This is a genomic window from Candidatus Poriferisodalis sp. (assembly GCF_965219595.1).
In the GTDB taxonomy this organism is placed as follows: Bacteria; Actinomycetota; Acidimicrobiia; order Acidimicrobiales; family Poriferisodalaceae; genus Poriferisodalis.
In genome coordinates this window covers 883,985-901,293 of record NZ_OZ244781.1, presented here as the reverse complement: position 1 = coordinate 901,293, position 17,309 = coordinate 883,985, and the positions used below count along the sequence as shown (strand labels likewise).

The 17,309-nt window shown below is 69.4% G+C and carries 16 protein-coding genes and 1 tRNA gene; 13 read left to right on the top strand and 4 right to left on the bottom strand.

The genetic code is table 11. The features are described 5' to 3' along the window. Positions 1–33: 33 nt before the first annotated feature. From ACOQPE_RS03755 to betA, 3 genes are all read right to left on the bottom strand, one after another. Positions 34–432 carry a type II toxin-antitoxin system VapC family toxin gene (locus ACOQPE_RS03755; RefSeq protein WP_420610572.1) on the bottom strand — a complete coding sequence of 133 codons (399 nt, stop codon included), beginning with the start codon at positions 430–432 and terminating at the stop codon, positions 34–36. Then, positions 432–722 carry a type II toxin-antitoxin system Phd/YefM family antitoxin gene (locus ACOQPE_RS03750; RefSeq protein WP_420610571.1) on the bottom strand — a complete coding sequence of 97 codons (291 nt, stop codon included), beginning with the start codon at positions 720–722 and terminating at the stop codon, positions 432–434. Before ACOQPE_RS03750 ends, ACOQPE_RS03755 begins: the two co-directional genes overlap by 1 nt. A gap of 148 nt (positions 723–870) precedes the next feature. Further along, positions 871–2,586, bottom strand: coding sequence for a choline dehydrogenase (betA, locus tag ACOQPE_RS03745; protein WP_420610570.1), 1,716 nt, complete (start codon positions 2,584–2,586; stop codon positions 871–873). Positions 2,587–2,684: 98 nt separating this feature from the next. Between betA and betC the strand changes: the two genes are divergently transcribed. From betC to ACOQPE_RS03710, 7 genes are all read left to right on the top strand, one after another. Further along, positions 2,685–4,196: a choline-sulfatase gene (gene betC, locus ACOQPE_RS03740; RefSeq protein ID WP_420610569.1), complete on the top strand. Its 1,512-nt coding sequence runs from the start codon at positions 2,685–2,687 to the stop codon at positions 4,194–4,196. A gap of 213 nt (positions 4,197–4,409) precedes the next feature. Further along, positions 4,410–5,783 (top strand): ammonium transporter, encoded by a 1,374-nt coding sequence (locus tag ACOQPE_RS03735; RefSeq protein WP_420610568.1) that lies wholly within the window; start codon positions 4,410–4,412, stop codon positions 5,781–5,783. Between the two features lie 100 nt (positions 5,784–5,883). Further along, positions 5,884–6,780, top strand: a complete 897-nt coding sequence (locus ACOQPE_RS03730; protein WP_420610567.1) for a DUF368 domain-containing protein — start codon at positions 5,884–5,886, stop codon at positions 6,778–6,780. A 110-nt stretch (positions 6,781–6,890) separates the two neighbouring features. Next, on the top strand, positions 6,891–9,674 hold the full coding sequence (gene topA / locus ACOQPE_RS03725; protein ID WP_420610566.1) for a type I DNA topoisomerase: 2,784 nt from the start codon (positions 6,891–6,893) through the stop codon (positions 9,672–9,674). Between the two features lie 34 nt (positions 9,675–9,708). Beyond that, the gene (locus ACOQPE_RS03720; RefSeq protein ID WP_420610565.1) at positions 9,709–11,199 is read left to right on the top strand and encodes an MFS transporter; all 1,491 of its coding nucleotides are present in this window, start codon (positions 9,709–9,711) and stop codon (positions 11,197–11,199) included. Positions 11,200–11,242: 43 nt separating this feature from the next. Further along, positions 11,243–11,977, top strand: a complete 735-nt coding sequence (gene tmk, locus ACOQPE_RS03715) for a dTMP kinase (RefSeq protein ID WP_420610564.1) — start codon at positions 11,243–11,245, stop codon at positions 11,975–11,977. 10 nt (positions 11,978–11,987) lie between these two features. Continuing rightward, positions 11,988–13,268, top strand: a complete 1,281-nt coding sequence (locus ACOQPE_RS03710; protein ID WP_420610563.1) for a hypothetical protein — start codon at positions 11,988–11,990, stop codon at positions 13,266–13,268. A gap of 37 nt (positions 13,269–13,305) precedes the next feature. Here the strand turns inward: ACOQPE_RS03710 and ACOQPE_RS03705 are convergent. After that, positions 13,306–13,377: transfer RNA gene (locus ACOQPE_RS03705), tRNA-Thr, on the bottom strand. A 78-nt stretch (positions 13,378–13,455) separates the two neighbouring features. On the opposite strand from ACOQPE_RS03705, the gene ACOQPE_RS03700 reads away from it, so the two are divergent. From ACOQPE_RS03700 to folB, 6 genes are all read left to right on the top strand, one after another. Beyond that, positions 13,456–13,590, top strand: coding sequence for a hypothetical protein (locus ACOQPE_RS03700; protein WP_419855224.1), 135 nt, complete (start codon positions 13,456–13,458; stop codon positions 13,588–13,590). A gap of 7 nt (positions 13,591–13,597) precedes the next feature. Beyond that, entirely contained in the window at positions 13,598–14,683 is a 1,086-nt protein-coding gene (locus ACOQPE_RS03695; RefSeq protein WP_420610562.1) for a zinc-dependent metalloprotease, read from the top strand. Next, positions 14,667–15,680 carry a tRNA lysidine(34) synthetase TilS gene (gene tilS, locus ACOQPE_RS03690; protein ID WP_420610561.1) on the top strand — a complete coding sequence of 338 codons (1,014 nt, stop codon included), beginning with the start codon at positions 14,667–14,669 and terminating at the stop codon, positions 15,678–15,680. The genes ACOQPE_RS03695 and tilS overlap by 17 nt, the downstream gene beginning before the upstream one ends. A gap of 59 nt (positions 15,681–15,739) precedes the next feature. Next, entirely contained in the window at positions 15,740–16,291 is a 552-nt protein-coding gene (gene hpt / locus ACOQPE_RS03685) for a hypoxanthine phosphoribosyltransferase (protein WP_420611349.1), read from the top strand. An 80-nt stretch (positions 16,292–16,371) separates the two neighbouring features. Further along, positions 16,372–16,890, top strand: coding sequence for a hypothetical protein (locus ACOQPE_RS03680; RefSeq protein ID WP_323671930.1), 519 nt, complete (start codon positions 16,372–16,374; stop codon positions 16,888–16,890). Positions 16,891–16,898: 8 nt separating this feature from the next. Beyond that, positions 16,899–17,300, top strand: coding sequence for a dihydroneopterin aldolase (gene folB, locus ACOQPE_RS03675; protein WP_420610560.1), 402 nt, complete (start codon positions 16,899–16,901; stop codon positions 17,298–17,300). Positions 17,301–17,309 lie beyond the last annotated feature (9 nt).

Here is a 17,309-nt window from a genome sequence, read left to right as displayed (position 1 = left end):
CCAGCCGCGCGGGCAGGCGCGCCCGCTGAGAGATCAGGCGCCGAGGACGGCCATGCCGATGGCGCGGGCCGCTTCTGCCTGACGCCGGTCGAACGTCAGCACGGTCGCATTTGGGCTCGCCCGTCGGGCCGCGGCCAGGTGGATCGCGTCGAGCGAGCGGCAGAGCGTGTCCTCAGCAATCCGAGCCGCGTCCTCACACACCTCGGCATCCAGGCTCATGAGCGCAAACTCGTCGAGATCGATCTGCAGCTGATTCTGAACTCGCGCCAGATCGTCTCCCCGAAAGAGCCGCGTGAGGTTGCGCCTGACTTCGATCTCGGTCAGACGCGAGGTGACGAGCACCTGATCCTCGGCCATGAATCGGAGCGCGACGTCGGAATCGCGCTCCGGCCGGTACCTCTTGAACAGCGCGCTCGATTCGACGTACAGCATCAGTCGCCGCGGTCTTCGTCGAGCATTTCTTGGATGGTCGGTGCATCGTCGCTCAGCTGCGGTCGATCGAAGTGCTTGAGGCCGCCGCGCCGCTTGGCGGGGGTGATCCAGCCTTCGGCGACGCCCTGTTCGATACGTGCTAGGTCGTCCAGCGTCGCATCGTCCAAGGCCGTCAGCTGCGCGACGGGGCGCCCGCGGTCAGTGACAACGATGCACTCACCGTCGGCGGCCCGCCGCACGCAGTCTGAGAGCTTTGCCTTCAGTTCCCGGATGCCGATGTGCGCACTCATGTGACTACATTAGCGCATGATGTAGCCACGAAATGCGGTGAATCGAGACTACATATGTACAGCGCCGCCCAAGCTCGTATCAGGCTCGGCGCTTGATTCCAACGGGCACGTCGAGCGCGCCGATCACCGCCGCCTCAGCATTGCGCGTCTAGGGCGCCTCTGGGCTTGGCGAGGTGGCTTGGTGTACCGGTGCGTCGACCGGCTTGAGCGGCTCGTTGCCGAGCAGCAGGTCGGCGGCCTTCTCGGCGATCATCATCACCGGCGCGTAGATGTTGCCGTTGGTGACGGTGGGCATCACCGAGGCGTCCACCACGCTGAGGCCTGACGTGCCGTGCACGCCCATCGTGGACGGATCGGTCACAGCCAGTTCGTCGGTGCCGAGGCGGGCGGTGCCTGCGGGATGCAGCGCCGTCTCGGCATCGTGTGCCACCCAGTCCATGATCTCGTCGTCGGACTGGACGGTCGGGCCGGGCGACAGCTCGCCGTCGTTGTAGGGCTCGAAAGCGGGCTGGTTCATGATGTTCCGCGTGATGCGCACCGTCTCGACCCATTCGCGGCGGTCTTGGGCGGTCGAGAGGTAGTTGAACTGGACAGCCGGCTTTTCTGCTGGGTCACGTGAGCGGATGCGTACCCAGCCGCGGGCATCGGAGTACATCGGCCCGACATGCACCTGGTAGCCGTGCTTATTGGCCGGCGCCGAGCCGTCGTAGCGAACGGCCAGCGGCAGGAAGTGGAACATCAGGTTGGGGTAGGCCTCGTCGGTGTTGCTGCGCACGAAGCCTCCTGCCTCGAAGTGGTTGGTGGCCCCCGGCCCCCGCCGTGCCAACCACTGCAAGCCGATCCACGGCCGTCGCCGACGCCGCAGGTGGGGCTGCATCGACACAGGCAGCTTTGAGGCGTGCTGGATGTACACCTCAAGGTGGTCTTGAAGGTTCTCGCCGACGCCCTCAAGGGGTGAGACGACGTCGATGCCGTGCCGTCCGAGCAGTTCGAGGTCGCCCACGCCGGAGAGCTGCAAGAGCTGGGCTGAGCCGAATGCCCCTGCGCACAGGATGACGTGCCCCGCACGGGCCGCTCGATGCCCGATGCCGCCGCCGGCTTGCACCCCACCTGGCGAGCGCAGGACCAAGCGGCGCATCCCGGTCTGCCGATAGGCCACGCCGACGGCCCGGTTCCGCTCGAAGAGCACTCGCTCGATCAGCGCGCCCGTGCGCAGCGTCAGGTTCGGGCGGTCGAGCACGGGATGCAGGTAGGCCCGTGCCGCCGACAATCGCCGGCCGCGGTGAATGTTCCGGTCGAACGCTGCAAAGCCTTCTTGGCGGAATCCGTTCACGTCGTCGGTCAGCTCGTAGCCGGCCTGCCGCACAGCGTCGAAGAACGCCTCGAACAGCGGGCTGGTGGCCGGGCCCCGCTCGAGCACCAGCGGGCCGTCGCCGCCGCGCCAGACATCGGGGCCCGCCAGGCAGGTCTCCATCCGCTTGAAGTACGGCAGGCAGTGCCGGTAGTCCCACGCCGCCATGCCCGGCCGGCTGGCCCACTTGTCGTAGTCGGCCGGGTTGCCGCGCTGGAAGATCATCCCGTTGATGGAGCTGGAGCCGCCGAGCACCTTGCCGCGGGCGTGGTACACCCGCCGCCCGCCCATCTGCGGCTCCGGCTCGGTTTCGTACTGCCAGTCGTAGAAGCGGTTGCCGATCGGCATGGCCAGCGCGGCCGGCATGTGGATGAGCACGTCCCACCGGTAGTCGCGGCGACCGGCCTCGAGCACCAGCACCTTGTTGGCGGCATCCGCGCTCAACCGGTTGGCGAGCGCGCAGCCGGCCGATCCGCCGCCGACGATGATGAAGTCGTACAGGGGTTCAGTCACAGGTCAGATTGTTGACGATCCGGCTGATCGCTCGGACCATCGAGACGCTGACAGTTCGATGTGCCCGACCGCGTCGAGCGGTCCTACTGTGCGGACTGATGACCGCACCCAACATTTTGCTGGTGATGGCCGACCAGCTGGCGCCGCACTTCACGGGTGCCTACGGCCACCCCGTCGTGCAGACACCCGCAATGAACTCGCTCGCCGAGCGAGGCGCCCGGTTCGATGCCGCCTACTGCAACTCGCCGATCTGTGCGCCGTCCCGTTACTCGATGATGACCGGGCGGCTGCCATCGCAGATCGGCGCGTGGGACAACGCCGCCGAGTGGCGGGCCGGCATTCCCACGTTCGCCCACTGGCTGAACCTGGCGGGCTACCGCACCGTGCTGTCGGGCAAGATGCACTTCGTCGGCCCCGACCAGCTCCACGGGTTCAGCCGACGGCTCACCACCGAGATCTACCCGGCCAACTTCGCGTGGACCCCCAACTGGGACGCCGCCGCCGAGCGGATCGATGCGTGGTATCACAACATGGACAGCCTGTCGGGGGCCGGCACGGCGCTCGCCACCTACCAGATCGACTACGACGACGAAGTCGGGTTCGCCGCCCGCCGCTGCCTCTACGACTTGGCCCGCGACGCAGACGAGCGCCCCTTCTTCCTGACGGCGTCGTTCATTCACCCGCACGACCCCTATGTGGCGCGCCCGGAGTGGTGGAATCTCTACAGCGACGACGAGATCGACCTGCCCGGGTCACTGCCGGCCGAGTTCGACCCCCACACGCAGCGCCTACGGGCGGGCATCGAGGCCGACACCGTCGGCTGGACCGAGCATCAGTGCCGCAACGCCCGCCGCGCCTACTATGCCAACACCAGCTATTTCGACTGGTGGCTCGGCGAGTTGCTGACGACGCTCGACGAGACCGGTCGGGCCGACGACAACGTGGTGATCGTGACCAGCGACCACGGCGACATGCTCGGCGAGCGGGGCAGTTGGTTCAAGTTCTCCTTCTTCGAGCAGTCTGCACGGGTACCGCTGCTGATCGCCGGCCCTGGCATCGCCCAGGGCATCGTGCCCGATGTGTGCTCCCTGGCCGACTTGGCGCCCACCCTGATTGACATTGCGGGAGGACTGCCTGTCGAGCTCGGCGCACCGCTCGACGGACGCAGCCTGTGGCCGGCAGCAGGCGGCAGCGCTGGTGCGGCCGGGAGCGCCGGCGGCGAAGCCATCGGCGAGTACATGGCAGAGATGACCTCTCAGCCGATGTTCATGATCCGCCGTGGCCGCTACAAGTACATCCACTGCGACACCGATCCGCCGCTGCTGTACGACATCGAGGCCGATCCGGCCGAGCATCGGAACCTGGCGGGGTCGCCCGAGCTGGCGGATCTATCGGCTGCGTTCGCCACGGAGGTCGTCCAGCGCTGGGACTCTGCCGCGATCCGCGAGCAGGTGGTGGCCTCTCAGCGCGCCCGCCGGGTCGTCCACGCCGCCGCCGGGGCGGGCTGGGACTACTCGCCGCCGCGAGATGCTGCCAACGAGTACGTCCGCGACCACATGGACTGGGCCGAAGCCGGCCCCAAGCTCCGCTACCCCTTCGACGCCGAGTAACCCGGGCCCGAGCGGCCCGCGAGCCCGTATCGAATCGAATTCGGGAACAAGAGCGGCAAGCGCATCCCGCAACGCGGCCGAAACATCTCGGCAACAGGCCCGACCCGCGCTGTGCATCGAGCGGTCACGTCGGGGTGACTCCCGCGCAACACGTCGTTTCTAGGTTCCCCCACATCAGCCAGCCAACGGGAGCCGAGTCGTAGGAGATTGGCCATGAAACGCAAGCTGTTCCTCATCGTCGCGGGCGCCCTCGGCGGCCTGTTCCTGTTCGCCGGTCCCGCCGGCGCGCAGGACGACTCGCTGTCCGCCGAGATGGTGCAGGCCGTCATGGACAACCTGTGGGTGTTCATCGCCGGCGTGCTCGTCTTCCTGATGCAGGCCGGGTTCGCCATGCTCGAGTCGGGCCTCACCCGCTCGAAGAACGTGGCCAACATCATGGCCAAGAACCTCGCCGACGCATCCATCGGCATCCTGGCGTTCTTCCTCGTCGGCTACGGGCTGGCCTACGGGGGCGACGGCAACAGCGCCTTCGGCTGGGGCTCGTTCGCCCTGTCGGGCGTCGACCTGTTCGACATCTCAGAAGGCCTGTCGGGTTCCACCGACTTCTTCTTCCAGGCCGTCTTCGCGGCCACGGCGGTCACCATCGCCTCGGGCGCCATGGCGGAGCGCACCAAGTTCAGCACCTACCTCATCTTCAGCCTCGTGACCACGGCGATCATCTACCCGATCGTGGTCCACTGGACGTGGGGCGGCGGCCTCATCGCCAACATCTCGATCGGCGACGCCGTCTACAGCGACTTCGCAGGCTCCACCATCGTGCACAGCGTGGGCGGCTGGATCGCCCTCGTCGGCGCCTGGATGCTCGGGCCGCGCATCGGCAAGTACGCAGCCGACGGCACGTCGCGCACCATCCCGGGTCACAACGTGACGCTCGCCATCTTGGGCGTGTTCATCCTGTGGTTCGGCTGGTTCGGCTTCAACCCCGGCTCGGAGCTCGCAGCCGACGAGTTCGTGATGTTCGTGGCGCTCAACACGGTGCTGGCGGCGTGCGCCGGCACCATCGGCGCGACGGCGCTGAACTGGCTGCGCACCGGCCGGCCCGACGTGCCGATGGCAGGCAACGGCGCGCTGGCCGGCCTGGTCGGCATCACCGCCGGCTGCGGCACCATGACGCCCTGGGGCGCCATCATCACCGGCTTCATCGCCGGGCTCATCGTGGTGGTCGTGGTGGGCTTCGTGGATCGCAAGATGAAGGTCGACGATCCGGTCGGCGCCTTCGCCGTTCACGGCGCCGCAGGCATGTGGGGCACGCTCGCCATCGGCCTGTTCGCCCGCTACGACGATGCCTTCCTGGGCCGCGAGAACGCCGGCCTGTTCTACGGCGGCGGCATCGAGCAGTTGATCGTGCAGTTCCTGATGGTGGTGATCGTGGCCGTGTGGGTCATCGTGACCTCGATGATCCTGTTCGGGGTCCTGAAGGCGACCATCGGGCTGCGGGTGTCGGCGGAGGAGGAAATGGTGGGTCTCGACGTTTCCGAACACGGGGGCCCCGGAATGGCGCTGGACGACGTGGTTTCGAGCGGCTGACACTCGGCCATGGGCTGAGTTGCCCAGCGGCACCATCTCTGCTGTCAGCGGAAGTCCCCGGGTGATCGCCCGGGGACTTCCCGCGTCTAGCTTCGACTTGATGTTCCGGCGAGCGCTCACGAACCTGGCGCGAGGGTTGGCGATGGGGGCTGCGGATGTTGTGCCGGGGGTGTCTGGTGGGACTGTGGCGCTGCTGTTGGGGATCTATGACCGGCTGGTGGGGCAGATTGCGCATCTGAGCGCGGCCGCTTCGCAAGTGCTGCGGGGTCGGCTTCGCAGCGCGGCGAGCATGGCGTTGCGGGCCGAGTGGGGGTTCCTTGTTGCGCTGGCGGCGGGCATTGGCATTGCCATCTTGGGGCTTGTTGAGGTGGTGCGGTTGCTGATTGATGAGCAGCCGGTGGGCTTGTCGGCGGCGTTCTTCGGGCTGGTTGCGGTGACCGTGGTGGCTACGAGGTCGCAGGTGAGCCGATGGCGGGTCGGCCTTGTGGGCATCTTTGTGGCGGTGGGGGTGGGGGTGTTCTTGCTGCTGGGGATTCGCTCGGGCAGCGTTGCCGATCCGGCCTGGGTGGTGATCGTCGGCGCGGGTGCGCTGGCGATCTGCGCCATGATCCTGCCCGGCATCTCCGGGGCGTTCGTGCTGCTGCTGCTGGGGCTGTACGACCCCATTACCGAAGCGGTATCCGATCGAGACGTCGGCACCGTCGTGCTGTTCGGGCTGGGCGCGGTGATCGGCCTCGCCGTGTTCTCACGGCTGCTGCAGCGACTGCTCGACCGCTGGCGCGACGCGATGATTGCCGTGCTGATGGGCCTCATGGCCGGATCGCTGCGGGTGCTGTGGCCCTGGCCGGTGGGCGACGCCGATTCGGGCGGCTTCGGGAATGCTGCGCTCGGCGCGCCGCCTGCGTCCGAACTGCTGGTGGCCGTCGTGGCTGCTGTCGCTGCGGGCGCTGTTGCGGTGGCGCTGCATCGGATGGGCACCCGGCAGGCATCCCCGTAGAACAGATCTTCTGCTGTTAACTGAGACAGTTGCGCTACCGTCCGGCGCTGTTCGTGTCGGCTCCGTCACCTTCGGCACTGCGACACGGGCGCCGCTCACCTCGGATCTCCATGGCCACTTCTCTCGTCATCGTCGAGTCGCCCGCGAAGGCGCGCACGATCTCGCGCCTGCTGGGCGACGAGTACGTGGTGGAGTCGTCCGTGGGCCACATCCGCGACCTGCCGCGCAATGCCTCCGAGGTGCCCGCTGCCTACAAGTCGGAGTCGTGGGCGACGCTGGGCGTGAACCCCGACGACGGCTTCAAACCGCTCTATGTGGTGACGGCCCGCGACCAGGTGCGGCGCCTCAAATCGCTGCTGCGCTCGGCCGACCAGCTCTACCTCGCGACCGATGAGGACCGCGAGGGCGAGGCCATCGCCTGGCACCTGCTCGAGGTGCTGAACCCGCAGATACCGGTGCGTCGCATGGTCTTCCACGAGATCACCGCCGCGGCGATCCGCGACGCCATCGACAACCCCCGCGATCTCGACCGGCGGCTGGTGGATGCGCAAGAAGCACGGCGCATCTTCGACCGGCTCTACGGCTATGAGGTGTCGCCGGTGCTCTGGCGCAAGGTGGCGCCCCGGCTCTCCGCGGGGCGGGTCCAGAGCGTGGCCAACCGGCTCATCGTGGAGCGCGAGCGGGAGCGGATGGCCTTCCGGGCCGCCGAGTACTGGAGCATCACCGCCACGCTCGAGGCCCAGTCCGGCACAGCAGCCGGTGCTCGGTCGGGCGCACCGGCCGGCGAGCACTTCGATGCATCGCTGGTGTCGTTGAACGAGCGCCGCATCGCCGCCGGTCGCGACTTCGATCAGCAAGGCCAGCTGCGCGCGGACTCGGTGTCCGTGCTCGACGCCGGCGCTGCGGCATCGCTCGCCGGCGCCTTGACCGGGGCCCAGCTCGCCGTGACCTCGCGCGAATCCAAGCCGTACCGGCGCCGCCCACCGGCGCCGTTCATCACCTCGACGCTGCAGCAGGCGGCCGGTGCTCGGCTGGGCTTCTCCGCCTCGCGCACGATGGCCGCGGCCCAGCGGCTGTACGAGAACGGTCGCATCACCTACATGCGCACCGACAGCACCACGCTGTCCGGGCAGGCGCTCGGTGCGGCCCGGGGGATCGTCGCCGGCCGCTACGGGGAAGACAACCTGCCGCCGAAGCCCCGCATCTACACCCGCAAGGTCAAGAACGCCCAGGAGGCGCACGAGGCCATCCGCCCCGCCGGCGACAGCTGGCCCGCTCCTGGCAGCGTCACCGATCTCGGCGGCGACGCCGCCCGGCTGTACGACCTCGTGTGGCAGCGCACCGTGGCCAGCCAGATGATCGATGCAACCGGCGAGACCGTCACGATCAGGCTGGCCGGCACGGCAGCCTGCGACCTGGCGCCGGCACTGTCGCAGGGCTCGCCGGCGGCCGGGCGCCACAGCGTCGAGCTGTCCGCCGCCGGCACCGTGGTGCGCAGCCCCGGCTTCCGGCTCGTCTACGCGCCGCCGCCGGCCGGTGCCGATGAGGAGCCCGAGCGCATCCTGCCCGACCTCGACGCGGGCGATGCAGCAACGGCGGTGTCGCTGGAACCTGCCGAGCACAGCACCAGCCCGCCGGCCCGGTTCACCGAGGCGTCGCTGGTGCGGCGGCTCGAGGAGCTGGGCGTCGGCCGGCCCAGCACCTACGCCAGCATCATCGAGACCATCCAGGCACGCGGGTACGTGTGGAAGAAGGGCTCGTCGCTGGTGCCGGCGTTCACTGCCTTCGCCACCGTGGGCCTGATGGAGCGGCATTTCGATCACTTGGTCGACTACGCGCTGACGGCCCGCATGGAAGAGGACCTCGACGAGATCGCGAGCGGCGAGCGCGACGCCCAGCCGTGGCTGACGGCGTTCTATTTCGGCGATGACGGCGCGGCCACGCCCGAGGCCGCCGGCGGCCTGCGCTACCTCGTCTCCGACGACCGGCTGGCCGATATCGACCCGGCCGAGATCAACAGCATCCCCATCGGTACCGACGGCGACGGCGAACCGGTGGTGGCGCGGGTGGGACGCTTCGGGCCGTACCTGCGGCGCGGCGACGCCACCCGGCCGCTGCCCGACGACCTCGCGCCCGACGAGCTCACCATCGAACGAGCACTCGAGCTGCTCGCTGCGCCCACCGAACGGGTGCTGGGCACCGATCCGGCAAGCGGCCTCGACATCATCGTGCGGCCTGGGCGCTTCGGGCCGTACGTCTCGGTGGGACGGCCCGACGAGACCGACGACCGGCCACGCACTGCCTCGCTGCTGTCTGGTCAGTCGCCCGAGACCGTGACGCTGGAAGAAGCGCTGCAGCTGCTGACGCTGCCGCGCACCGTCGGCGCCGATCCGGCGGACGGCGGCGAGATCACGGTGCAGAACGGCCGCTTTGGCCCCTATCTCACCAAGGCGCCGGTCGGCGATGGGAAGGCAGAGAACCGCAGCCTCGAATCGGAGGAGCAGCTCTTCACGCTCACCTTGGACGAGGCGCTGGCGCTGCTCGCCCAGCCCCGCCGCCGCCGGGGCCAGCAGGCGGCGAATGCGGGCCGCGAGATCGGCCAGGACCCCGACAGCGGCAAGCCGATGGTGCTGAAGGATGGCCGCTTCGGCCCGTACGTGACCGACGGCGAGTACAACGCGTCGCTGCGCCAGGGCGACGATGCCGAGACGCTGACCGTGGAGCGGGCGGCTGAGCTGCTTGCGATGCGGCGTGCCAAGGGTCCGGCAAAGAAGCGTGCTGCCCGGCGCAAGCAGCCGGCGAAGAAGCGTGCGGCCAAGAAGTCGCCGGCCCGCAAGCGCGCCGGCAAGAAGTCGCCAGCAAAGAAGCGCGCCGCCAAGAAGAAACCGGGCTAGCAGGGAGCGCCCGGCTTCTAGCCTGCTGAGTGCCATGGATTCGGACCGCTCGATGCAGTCGTTCGGGGACTCAGAAGCGCCTGACGCCGACGCTGAAGCCGTCGACGACGCCGGCGCTGCGGCCGAGGCGCCGCAGCCGGGGCTGTTCGCAGCGCCGGGGTTCCTGCGCCTGTGGATCGCGCAGGTGGTCAGCTCGTTCGGCGACTGGATCGGGCTGCTCGCCACCATCGAGGTGGCGCGCCGCATCGGCGGCGATCAGCCAGGCTCCGCCATCGCACTGGTGGTGACCGCGCGGGTGCTGCCGGGCTTCTTCCTGGCATCGGCCGGCGGCATCATCGTGGACCGCTTCAATCGCAAACGGCTGCTGGTGATCTGCGACATCGTGCGGGCCAGCGTGCTGCTGACCATCCCGTTCATCGACCGGGTGTGGCTGCTGGTGCTGGCGTCGCTGGCGCTGGAGCTGGCCACCTCGCTGTGGAGCCCGGCCAAGGAGGCGATCGTCCCCAACATCGTGCCGGCGAGGCACCTCACCGCAGCGAACTCGCTGGGCCTGGTGGCCGCGTACGGCACGTTCCCGCTGGGCGCCGGCGCCTTCGCCCTCATGGCCAAGCTGGGCGAGCTGATCGGCTGGACCGACATCGGCCAGGTGGAGATGTCGCTGGTCCTCGACTCGGCCACCTTCCTCATTGCCGCGGCGATCATCGCCACGCTGCCGCTCTCGCCGCACATCACCGCAGCGCACCGCAAGCGCGACACCGGTCGCCGCATCGACTGGCGCCAGGGTTTCCGCGAGCTGCGCGAAGGCTGGGACTTCATCGCCCTGAACCCGCAGGTGCGTGCCGTGCTGGTGGGCCTGGGCACCGGCATGATCGGCGGCGGCATGCTCGTGCCGCTGGGAGCGGTCTTCAACGACGAAGTGCTGGGTGCCGGCAGCGCCGGATTCAGCTCGATCCTGGTGGCGATGGGCCTGGGCGTGGGCGGCGGGGTAGCGCTGGTGACGCTGCTGCAGAGCGCCGCCAACTACCTCGGGCGCCAGTCCGCGCTTGCCGCGGAGGGGCGCGCCCGCCTCTTCGTGTTCTCGGTGTTCCTCGCCGGCGCCTCGCTGATGTTCGCCGCCTCGGTGTCCATCACGCTGCTGGTGCTCGCCGGTGTGCTGCTGCTGGGGCTGGCCGCCGGCTCGGTGTACGTCACCGGGCTGACGCTGCTGCACGAGAACGTGGAAGAGGTGCTGCGGGGGCGGGTGTTCGCGGCCATGTACACGCTGGTGCGCTTCTGCCTGCTGATCTCCATGGCGGCCGGGGGCTTCCTGTCCGACGGCTTCCACTGGCTCTTCGAGGTCGCGTTCGACAACGAGATCCGCGTCGGCGACTCGGTGCTGGCGCTGCCCGGCGTGCGGGGAGCGCTGTGGCTGGGGGCTCTGCTGATCCTGATGGCGGGCGTGCTGGCGGCCCTGTCACTGCGCAGCCGGCAGGGCGAGGGGCGCCGGGCACCGCAGGCCGCCAATAGCCGCGAGGATGCGTCATGACCGCCCGCAGGCCCGACGGCTCGCCCTGCGGCGAGGCAACGGCATGAGTTCTCGCGGCCGCTACATCGCCCTGGAAGGCTTCGACGGCAGCGGCAAGTCCACGCAGGCCGAAATGCTGGCGTCGCACCTCGATGCCGTCCTTACCCGCGAGCCCGGCGGGACGCCGCTTGGTGAGGCGCTGCGGGACGTACTGCTGCACGCCGCGCCCGACGAGGCGCCGTCGGCCCGGACCGAGGCGCTGCTGTTCTGTGCCGATCGGGCGCAGCACATTGCGACCGTGGTTGCGCCCGCCTTGGGTTCGGGCCGCGACGTGGTCACCGACCGCTCCTACGGTTCCACGCTGGCCTACCAGGGCTACGGGCGGGGGCTGGCGCTCGACGAGCTCCGCGCCTTGATCGACTACGCCTGCCGGCGGCCCGCCGGTGCTGCCGAGGAGCTGCCCGACGTCATCCTGCCCGACGTGGTGGTGCTGCTCGATGTGCCGCTCGCGGACTCCGACCGGCGCGTTCACCGGCTGGACCGGGTCGGCGGCGAGCAGATGTCGCTGCTCGAAGGCGACTCAGACGCCGATCCCGACGCCGACGAGCTCGACGGTGACGGGCCGGATCGGCTGGAGGGCGAAGCGTTGGAGTTCGCGCTGCGCGTGTGGCGCAGCTATCGCGAACTGTGCGACGCGGAACCCGATCGCTGGGTCCGTGTGGACGCCACCGGCAGCGTCGACGAGGTGGCTGAACGGGTGCGAGCTGCGGTTGCCGAGCATCCTGCGATGGCGGACTAGAGCGCTCATCGTGACCTCAGAATCTGGCACCGACGATCCGGGGGACACATCCGAGCACGCCGCTGCCGAGCCGGCCCCGCTGTCGCTGTTCGACTTTGGTGACCCGCCGCCCGCCTCCCCCGATCCGCCGCCGCTCGAATCGTCCTCGCAGGTCGATGAGCCACCGGCGCAGCCCGACCTCCCGGTTCCGCCTGCCCCGCCATCGATCGACGAGCCGGCACCGGCCGAAGCGCCCGTGGACGAGGCGCCGGTTGGCAACCTGCTCGACGGCATCGTGGGCCAGCCGGCCGCGGTTGATCGATTGCAGGCAGCGCTGGCCTCGCCGCTGCCCGCTTACCTCTTTGTCGGCCCTGCAGGCGCCGGCTTGCGCGGCGCCGCATGCCGCTTCGCCGGCGAACTGCTGGCGGCGCGCAGCGCTACGCCTGAGCGTGAACGCCGTCTCGCGCTCGCCGAGCAGCACCCCGACCTGCTGGTCTTCGACCGTGTCGGTGCGGCTATGACGGCCGAGCAAGCTCGCGAGGCGGTGCGTGCCGCCGCGGCTGCGCCCGTCGCCGGCGAACAGAAGGTCATCGTGCTCTGCGACGTCGACCGTGCAGCGCTGAGCGCGCCGATCCTGCTCAAGTCCGTCGAGGAGCCGCCGCCATCGTGCGTCTTCGTGCTGCTCGCAGAGGAAGTCAACCGGTCGATGGAGACACTGGCCTCCCGCTGTGCACGTGTGGACTTCGAATCGCTGGGCGACGCCGATCTGCGAGCGCTGCTCGTCGCCGAGGGCATCGAGCAGGGGCGTGCCAGCTTCGCTGCAGCCGCTGCCGGCGGTTCGATCGACCGTGCTCGCCTGCTGGCCTCCGACGACGACGCTGCCGTGCGCATCGAGACGTGGCGCGGCCTGCGGGGCACCCTGAACGGCACGGCATCCGCAGCGATGGCAGCAGTGGATACCGCGCTGGAGGCAGCCGAGCAGGCAGCGGCACCGCTCGAAGCCCGCCACGAGGCAGAGCGAGCAGCAGCCGACGAGCAGGCCGAGCTCTACGGGACGAATGTGGGCCGCAGCTCGCTCGACGAGCGTCACCGCCGTGAACTGCGCCGGGTGCGCACCGACGAGATCACGATGGGCTTTTCCGTGCTGGCGTCGCAGATCCGCGATGAATCCGGCAACGGCAGCCTGCGTGCAGAGTCGGCAGCGGGACAGCTTGACGCCATCGGCAACGCCGCCGAGGCGTTGCGCTTCAACGCCAACCAACGGTTGGCCCTGAGCTGCCTGTTCATCCGCCTCGGCCAACTCGGCGGGTAAGGCCTCGCCCACCAGCCGGCCCTGCGGTCCGCCGACGAGCCCGAGGTGGGGATTGAACCCACGACCTGCTCTTTACGAGAGAGCCGCTCTGCCACTGAGCTACTCGGGCAACGGGCGGCTCACGGTAGCAGCGGCGGGCCACCCTCCCGATGGGGTTCCGGCGCAGTCGACCACTAATATCTGCGCCATGGAGCTCCTTGGCGCGCAGGTCTGGCACTACTGGCTGGCGGTCCCGCTGACCATCGTGACGGTGCTGACCGTTTTCAAGCTGGTCGCGGGCTACGTGCAGAAGGTGGTTGCGCCGCGGTACCCCAAGCGCTGAGCTCACGATGAGCGATCCCGCCGACGAGCACGTCGATTGGGATTTGGCGCGTCGCATCGCGGTGCGGGTGGCGGGCACCGAGCCGCTGTACCAGTCCTATCTCGCTGAACCGCTGCGACAGGACTTCGCCCGCTTCGTGCCGGTTGCGGCTGAGCTGGTGGCCATCGAGACCGGGCTGGAGACGCCCGGCGAGGCGCACGCAGAGGTCATCGACCGGACGGGCTGGATCGACGCCAACATCGCTGCATTCCGGCGGTTGCTGCAGCCGCTGCTGGGCGCAGCGGCCGGCGCCGACGGCGCAGCAGCGACCTCGCGGGCAACGCAGACGCTGGGAGCGGTGGAGCTGGGCGCCGTACTTGGCTGGATGTCCAAGCGGGTGCTCGGCCAATACGACCTGCTGTGGGCTTCAGACGACGAGACGGCGACAGCGGGAGACACCGTTTACTTTGTCGGCCCGAACATCCTGGTCACCGAGAAGCGCTACGCATTCGTCCCGGCTCAATTCCGCCTGTGGCTGGCGCTCCACGAGCTGACCCACCGCTCGCAGTTCACCGGCGTGCCGTGGCTGCGGCCGCACTTCCTGCAACTGGTGAACGGGCTGGTCGACGAGGCCCAACCCGATCCCGAGCGTGTACGCGAGGGTCTGCGCAGCCTGGTGTCCCTGCGTCGCCGCGGTTCAGACCAAGACGGCCAGGACCTGCTGGGCGAGGGAGGGCTCGCCGCAGTGTTCGCGACTGACCAACAGCGCGAGCTGATCGCCCAGGTGGGCGGCATGATGAGCCTGGTGGAAGGGCACGGCGACGTCACGATGGCGCGCGCCGCCCGCGGGCACATCCCCGACGCCGACCGGTTTGCCGTGGTGATGCACCACCGGCGCCGCAATGTGCGCGGCATGGCGCGCCTGATCCAGCGCTTGCTGGGCATCGAGGCCAAGCTGGCGCAATACCAGGCCGGCGAGGACTTCATCGCCGAGATCGAGGCCGAGCGCGGCCCCCGGGCGGTGGACCGGATCTGGGAGCGCGTCGAGCACCTGCCGTCCATGGCGGAGATCCGCGACCCTCAAGCCTGGCTGGAGCGTGTCCCCGCGGCCTGATCGAGCCGCCGGACCCCGCTCGCCGCGGGTGACGGCTGCCGGCACCCCTACCGCGTCGCCCAGTCCTGCTGGCGATGCGTCACGGGGCTCAGACGAACTCGAGTGTCTGGTGGACCGGTGCACGTTCGGCAACATCGAGGGCCCTGATCTGGTGTGCGCAGTGTCGGGCGGCGCCGATTCGGCTGCTCTGCTGGTGCTTGCCTGCCGGTTTGCCCAGCGGAGCGGCAGCGGGATCACCGCCGTCTCTGCAGTCCATGTCGATCACGGGCTGCGCGAAGCGGGCAGGGCCGAAGCGGCGAGAGTCGAGGCGCTGTGCGACCAGCTCGGGGCGGGGTTCAGCGTGATGCACCTCGACCTTGCCCCTGGGGCGAACCTGCAGGCGCGGGCTCGCGAGGCCCGCCACGCCGCGCTCGGCCCCGACGCGCTGCTGGGCCATACCGCCGACGACCAGGCAGAGACGGTGTTGCTGCAGCTGCTGCGCGGCGGCGCGCTCGATGCGCTCGCCGCCATGAGAGCCGACCGGCGGCCGCTGCTGGGGCTGCGGCGCACCGAGACTGAGCGGGTCTGCGAGCTGGTCGGCTACGAGCCCATCCGAGATCCATCCAACGCCGACCCTCGCTTCTGGCGCAGCCGTGTCCGTCACGAGGTGATCCCGCTGCTGTGCGACGTCGCCGGGCGTGACGTGGTGCCGTTGTTGGCCCGTGGATCCGGGCTGGCGGCTGCCGACGCCGACCTCCTCGACGTGTTGGCGGCCGACATCGATCCCACCAGTGCGTCCGAGTTGCGGAATGCGCCGGTGGCCCTGGCTCGGCGAGCCATCCGGGCGTGGCTGCGCACCGATCATCCGCCCGACGCCGGCACGGTCGAGCGGGTGCTCGAGGTGGCCAGGCACAGCCACCGCGCCACCGAGGTCGGCGGCGGGCGGCGGGTCAGCCGCTCAGCCGATCGGCTCCGACTCGAGCAAGCTGTTCCGCCATCGGAAACGCATAACCACTAAGTTCGGCTCACGTGGCAGGCGCATCGGCTTCGGAGGAATCCCACAGCGACCTCGACTCGATGCTCGCCGGCGACCCCGCCGTCGGCGAAGTGCTCGTCTCGGGCCCCGAGATCGCCGAGCGGGTGGCCGAACTGGGCACGCAGATCACTGCCGACTACGCGGGTCGCCAACCGCTGCTCGTGGCGGTGCTCAAGGGGGCGGTGATGTTCGCCTCCGATCTCAGCCGTGCCATCGACCTGCCGGTCGAGATGGACTTCATGGCCGTTTCGTCGTACGGGAGCAGCACCCGATCCAGCGGCGTCGTGCGCATTCTCAAGGATCTCGACATCGACATTGCGGGGCGCGACGTGATCCTGGTGGAGGACATCGTGGAGAGCGGTCTCACGCTGTCGTACCTGCGTCGCAGCCTGCTGGCCCGCGGCCCGGCCAGCCTGGCCGTGTGCTCGCTGCTGACCCGCGAACACAACGGCAGCCTGAACGGCCTCGTCGACTACATCGGCTTCCGGCTGCCGCCGGTGTGGGTCATCGGCTACGGGCTGGATCTGGCGCAGAAGTACCGCAATCTGGCTGAGATCCGCGCGTACGACGCTGCTTCCGCAGACAGCGCCTGAAGGTCTTGCAGAACGGCTGTGCAGGCTCAGTCGGGCACCGGTAAATTCTGCCGGGTACACGCTTGCAGGGACGGCGAGCTATGAGAGGGAAGTGGGCGGAGGGCATTCAGCCCCGCAACTTCAACTGGGTCGTCGCCGACCGCCTCGCAGTGTGCGAGCGTCCTGGCGGCTATGGCGCCAGCCACCGGCGCGTCCGCCGTCAGGAAGAGATCATCTGGCTGCGCCGCAACGAGTTCGACATCGTCGTGTCGCTGATCTCGGCGCCGCACAACCTGCACAACTACGACGAGCTGGACATGCCCTACCTGCACCGGCCGTGGCCCGCTTTCGACGACTTGGGCGAGTACCTGCAGTCGGTCCACGACGACTTGGAGCGGCTGGCCGGCGAGCGCAAGCGCGTCATCCTGCACAAGGAACGAGTCGGCGAGGACGTGTGCGGGTTTGTGGCGTCGTACCTGCTGCTGTCGGGCAAGGTGCCCACCGGTCCCCAGGCCACGGCCATCACCGAGCGGATCTTCGGCCAGCGTGTCGGCCCTGAAGGGCGCCGTGTGGTCGACGTGGCGCTGAGCATCCTCCCCGGCCAGGGCACAACGAGCTGAGCCCTGCAGTGACGGCACCAGACCGCCGTGTCGATGATGCGGTCGCCACGAGCGACCGCATTGAACTCCGCGATTTGCGGGTGACGTGCGTGATCGGGGCGTTGGCGCATGAGCGCACCGCGCCGCAGCCGCTCAGCATCGACATCGATCTCTACGCCGATCTGAGCCAAGCGGGCACCACCGACGACCTAGGCCTCACCATCGACTACGGCGCCGTGTGCGACCGAATCGTGGCGCTGTGCGAACAGGCTCAGCCGCAGCTGCTCGAACGGCTGGCTGAGCTGATCGCTGCGGAGCTGTGCGGCATCGACGGCGTGACCGCCGCCATGGTCGCGGTCACCAAGCTCCGCCCGCCCGTTGCGGCCGACCTCGGCACCAGCGGCGTGCGCATCACCCGTCGCCCGGCGTGAGCCAGCCGG

Excerpts from the sequence above, each read along its gene's own strand:
- ACOQPE_RS03755 (WP_420610572.1), bottom strand. The coding sequence starts at position 432 with ATGCTGTACGTCGAATCGAGCGCGCTGTTCAAGAGGTACCGGCCGGAG.
- ACOQPE_RS03750 (WP_420610571.1), bottom strand. The coding sequence starts at position 722 with ATGAGTGCGCACATCGGCATCCGGGAACTGAAGGCAAAGCTCTCAGAC.
- betC (WP_420610569.1), top strand. The coding sequence starts at position 2,685 with ATGACCGCACCCAACATTTTGCTGGTGATGGCCGACCAGCTGGCGCCG.
- ACOQPE_RS03735 (WP_420610568.1), top strand. The coding sequence starts at position 4,410 with ATGAAACGCAAGCTGTTCCTCATCGTCGCGGGCGCCCTCGGCGGCCTG.
- ACOQPE_RS03730 (WP_420610567.1), top strand. The coding sequence starts at position 5,884 with ATGTTCCGGCGAGCGCTCACGAACCTGGCGCGAGGGTTGGCGATGGGG.
- topA (WP_420610566.1), top strand. The coding sequence starts at position 6,891 with ATGGCCACTTCTCTCGTCATCGTCGAGTCGCCCGCGAAGGCGCGCACG.
- ACOQPE_RS03720 (WP_420610565.1), top strand. The coding sequence starts at position 9,709 with ATGGATTCGGACCGCTCGATGCAGTCGTTCGGGGACTCAGAAGCGCCT.
- tmk (WP_420610564.1), top strand. The coding sequence starts at position 11,243 with ATGAGTTCTCGCGGCCGCTACATCGCCCTGGAAGGCTTCGACGGCAGC.
- ACOQPE_RS03700 (WP_419855224.1), top strand. The coding sequence starts at position 13,456 with ATGGAGCTCCTTGGCGCGCAGGTCTGGCACTACTGGCTGGCGGTCCCG.
- ACOQPE_RS03695 (WP_420610562.1), top strand. The coding sequence starts at position 13,598 with ATGAGCGATCCCGCCGACGAGCACGTCGATTGGGATTTGGCGCGTCGC.
- hpt (WP_420611349.1), top strand. The coding sequence starts at position 15,740 with ATGCTCGCCGGCGACCCCGCCGTCGGCGAAGTGCTCGTCTCGGGCCCC.
- ACOQPE_RS03680 (WP_323671930.1), top strand. The coding sequence starts at position 16,372 with ATGAGAGGGAAGTGGGCGGAGGGCATTCAGCCCCGCAACTTCAACTGG.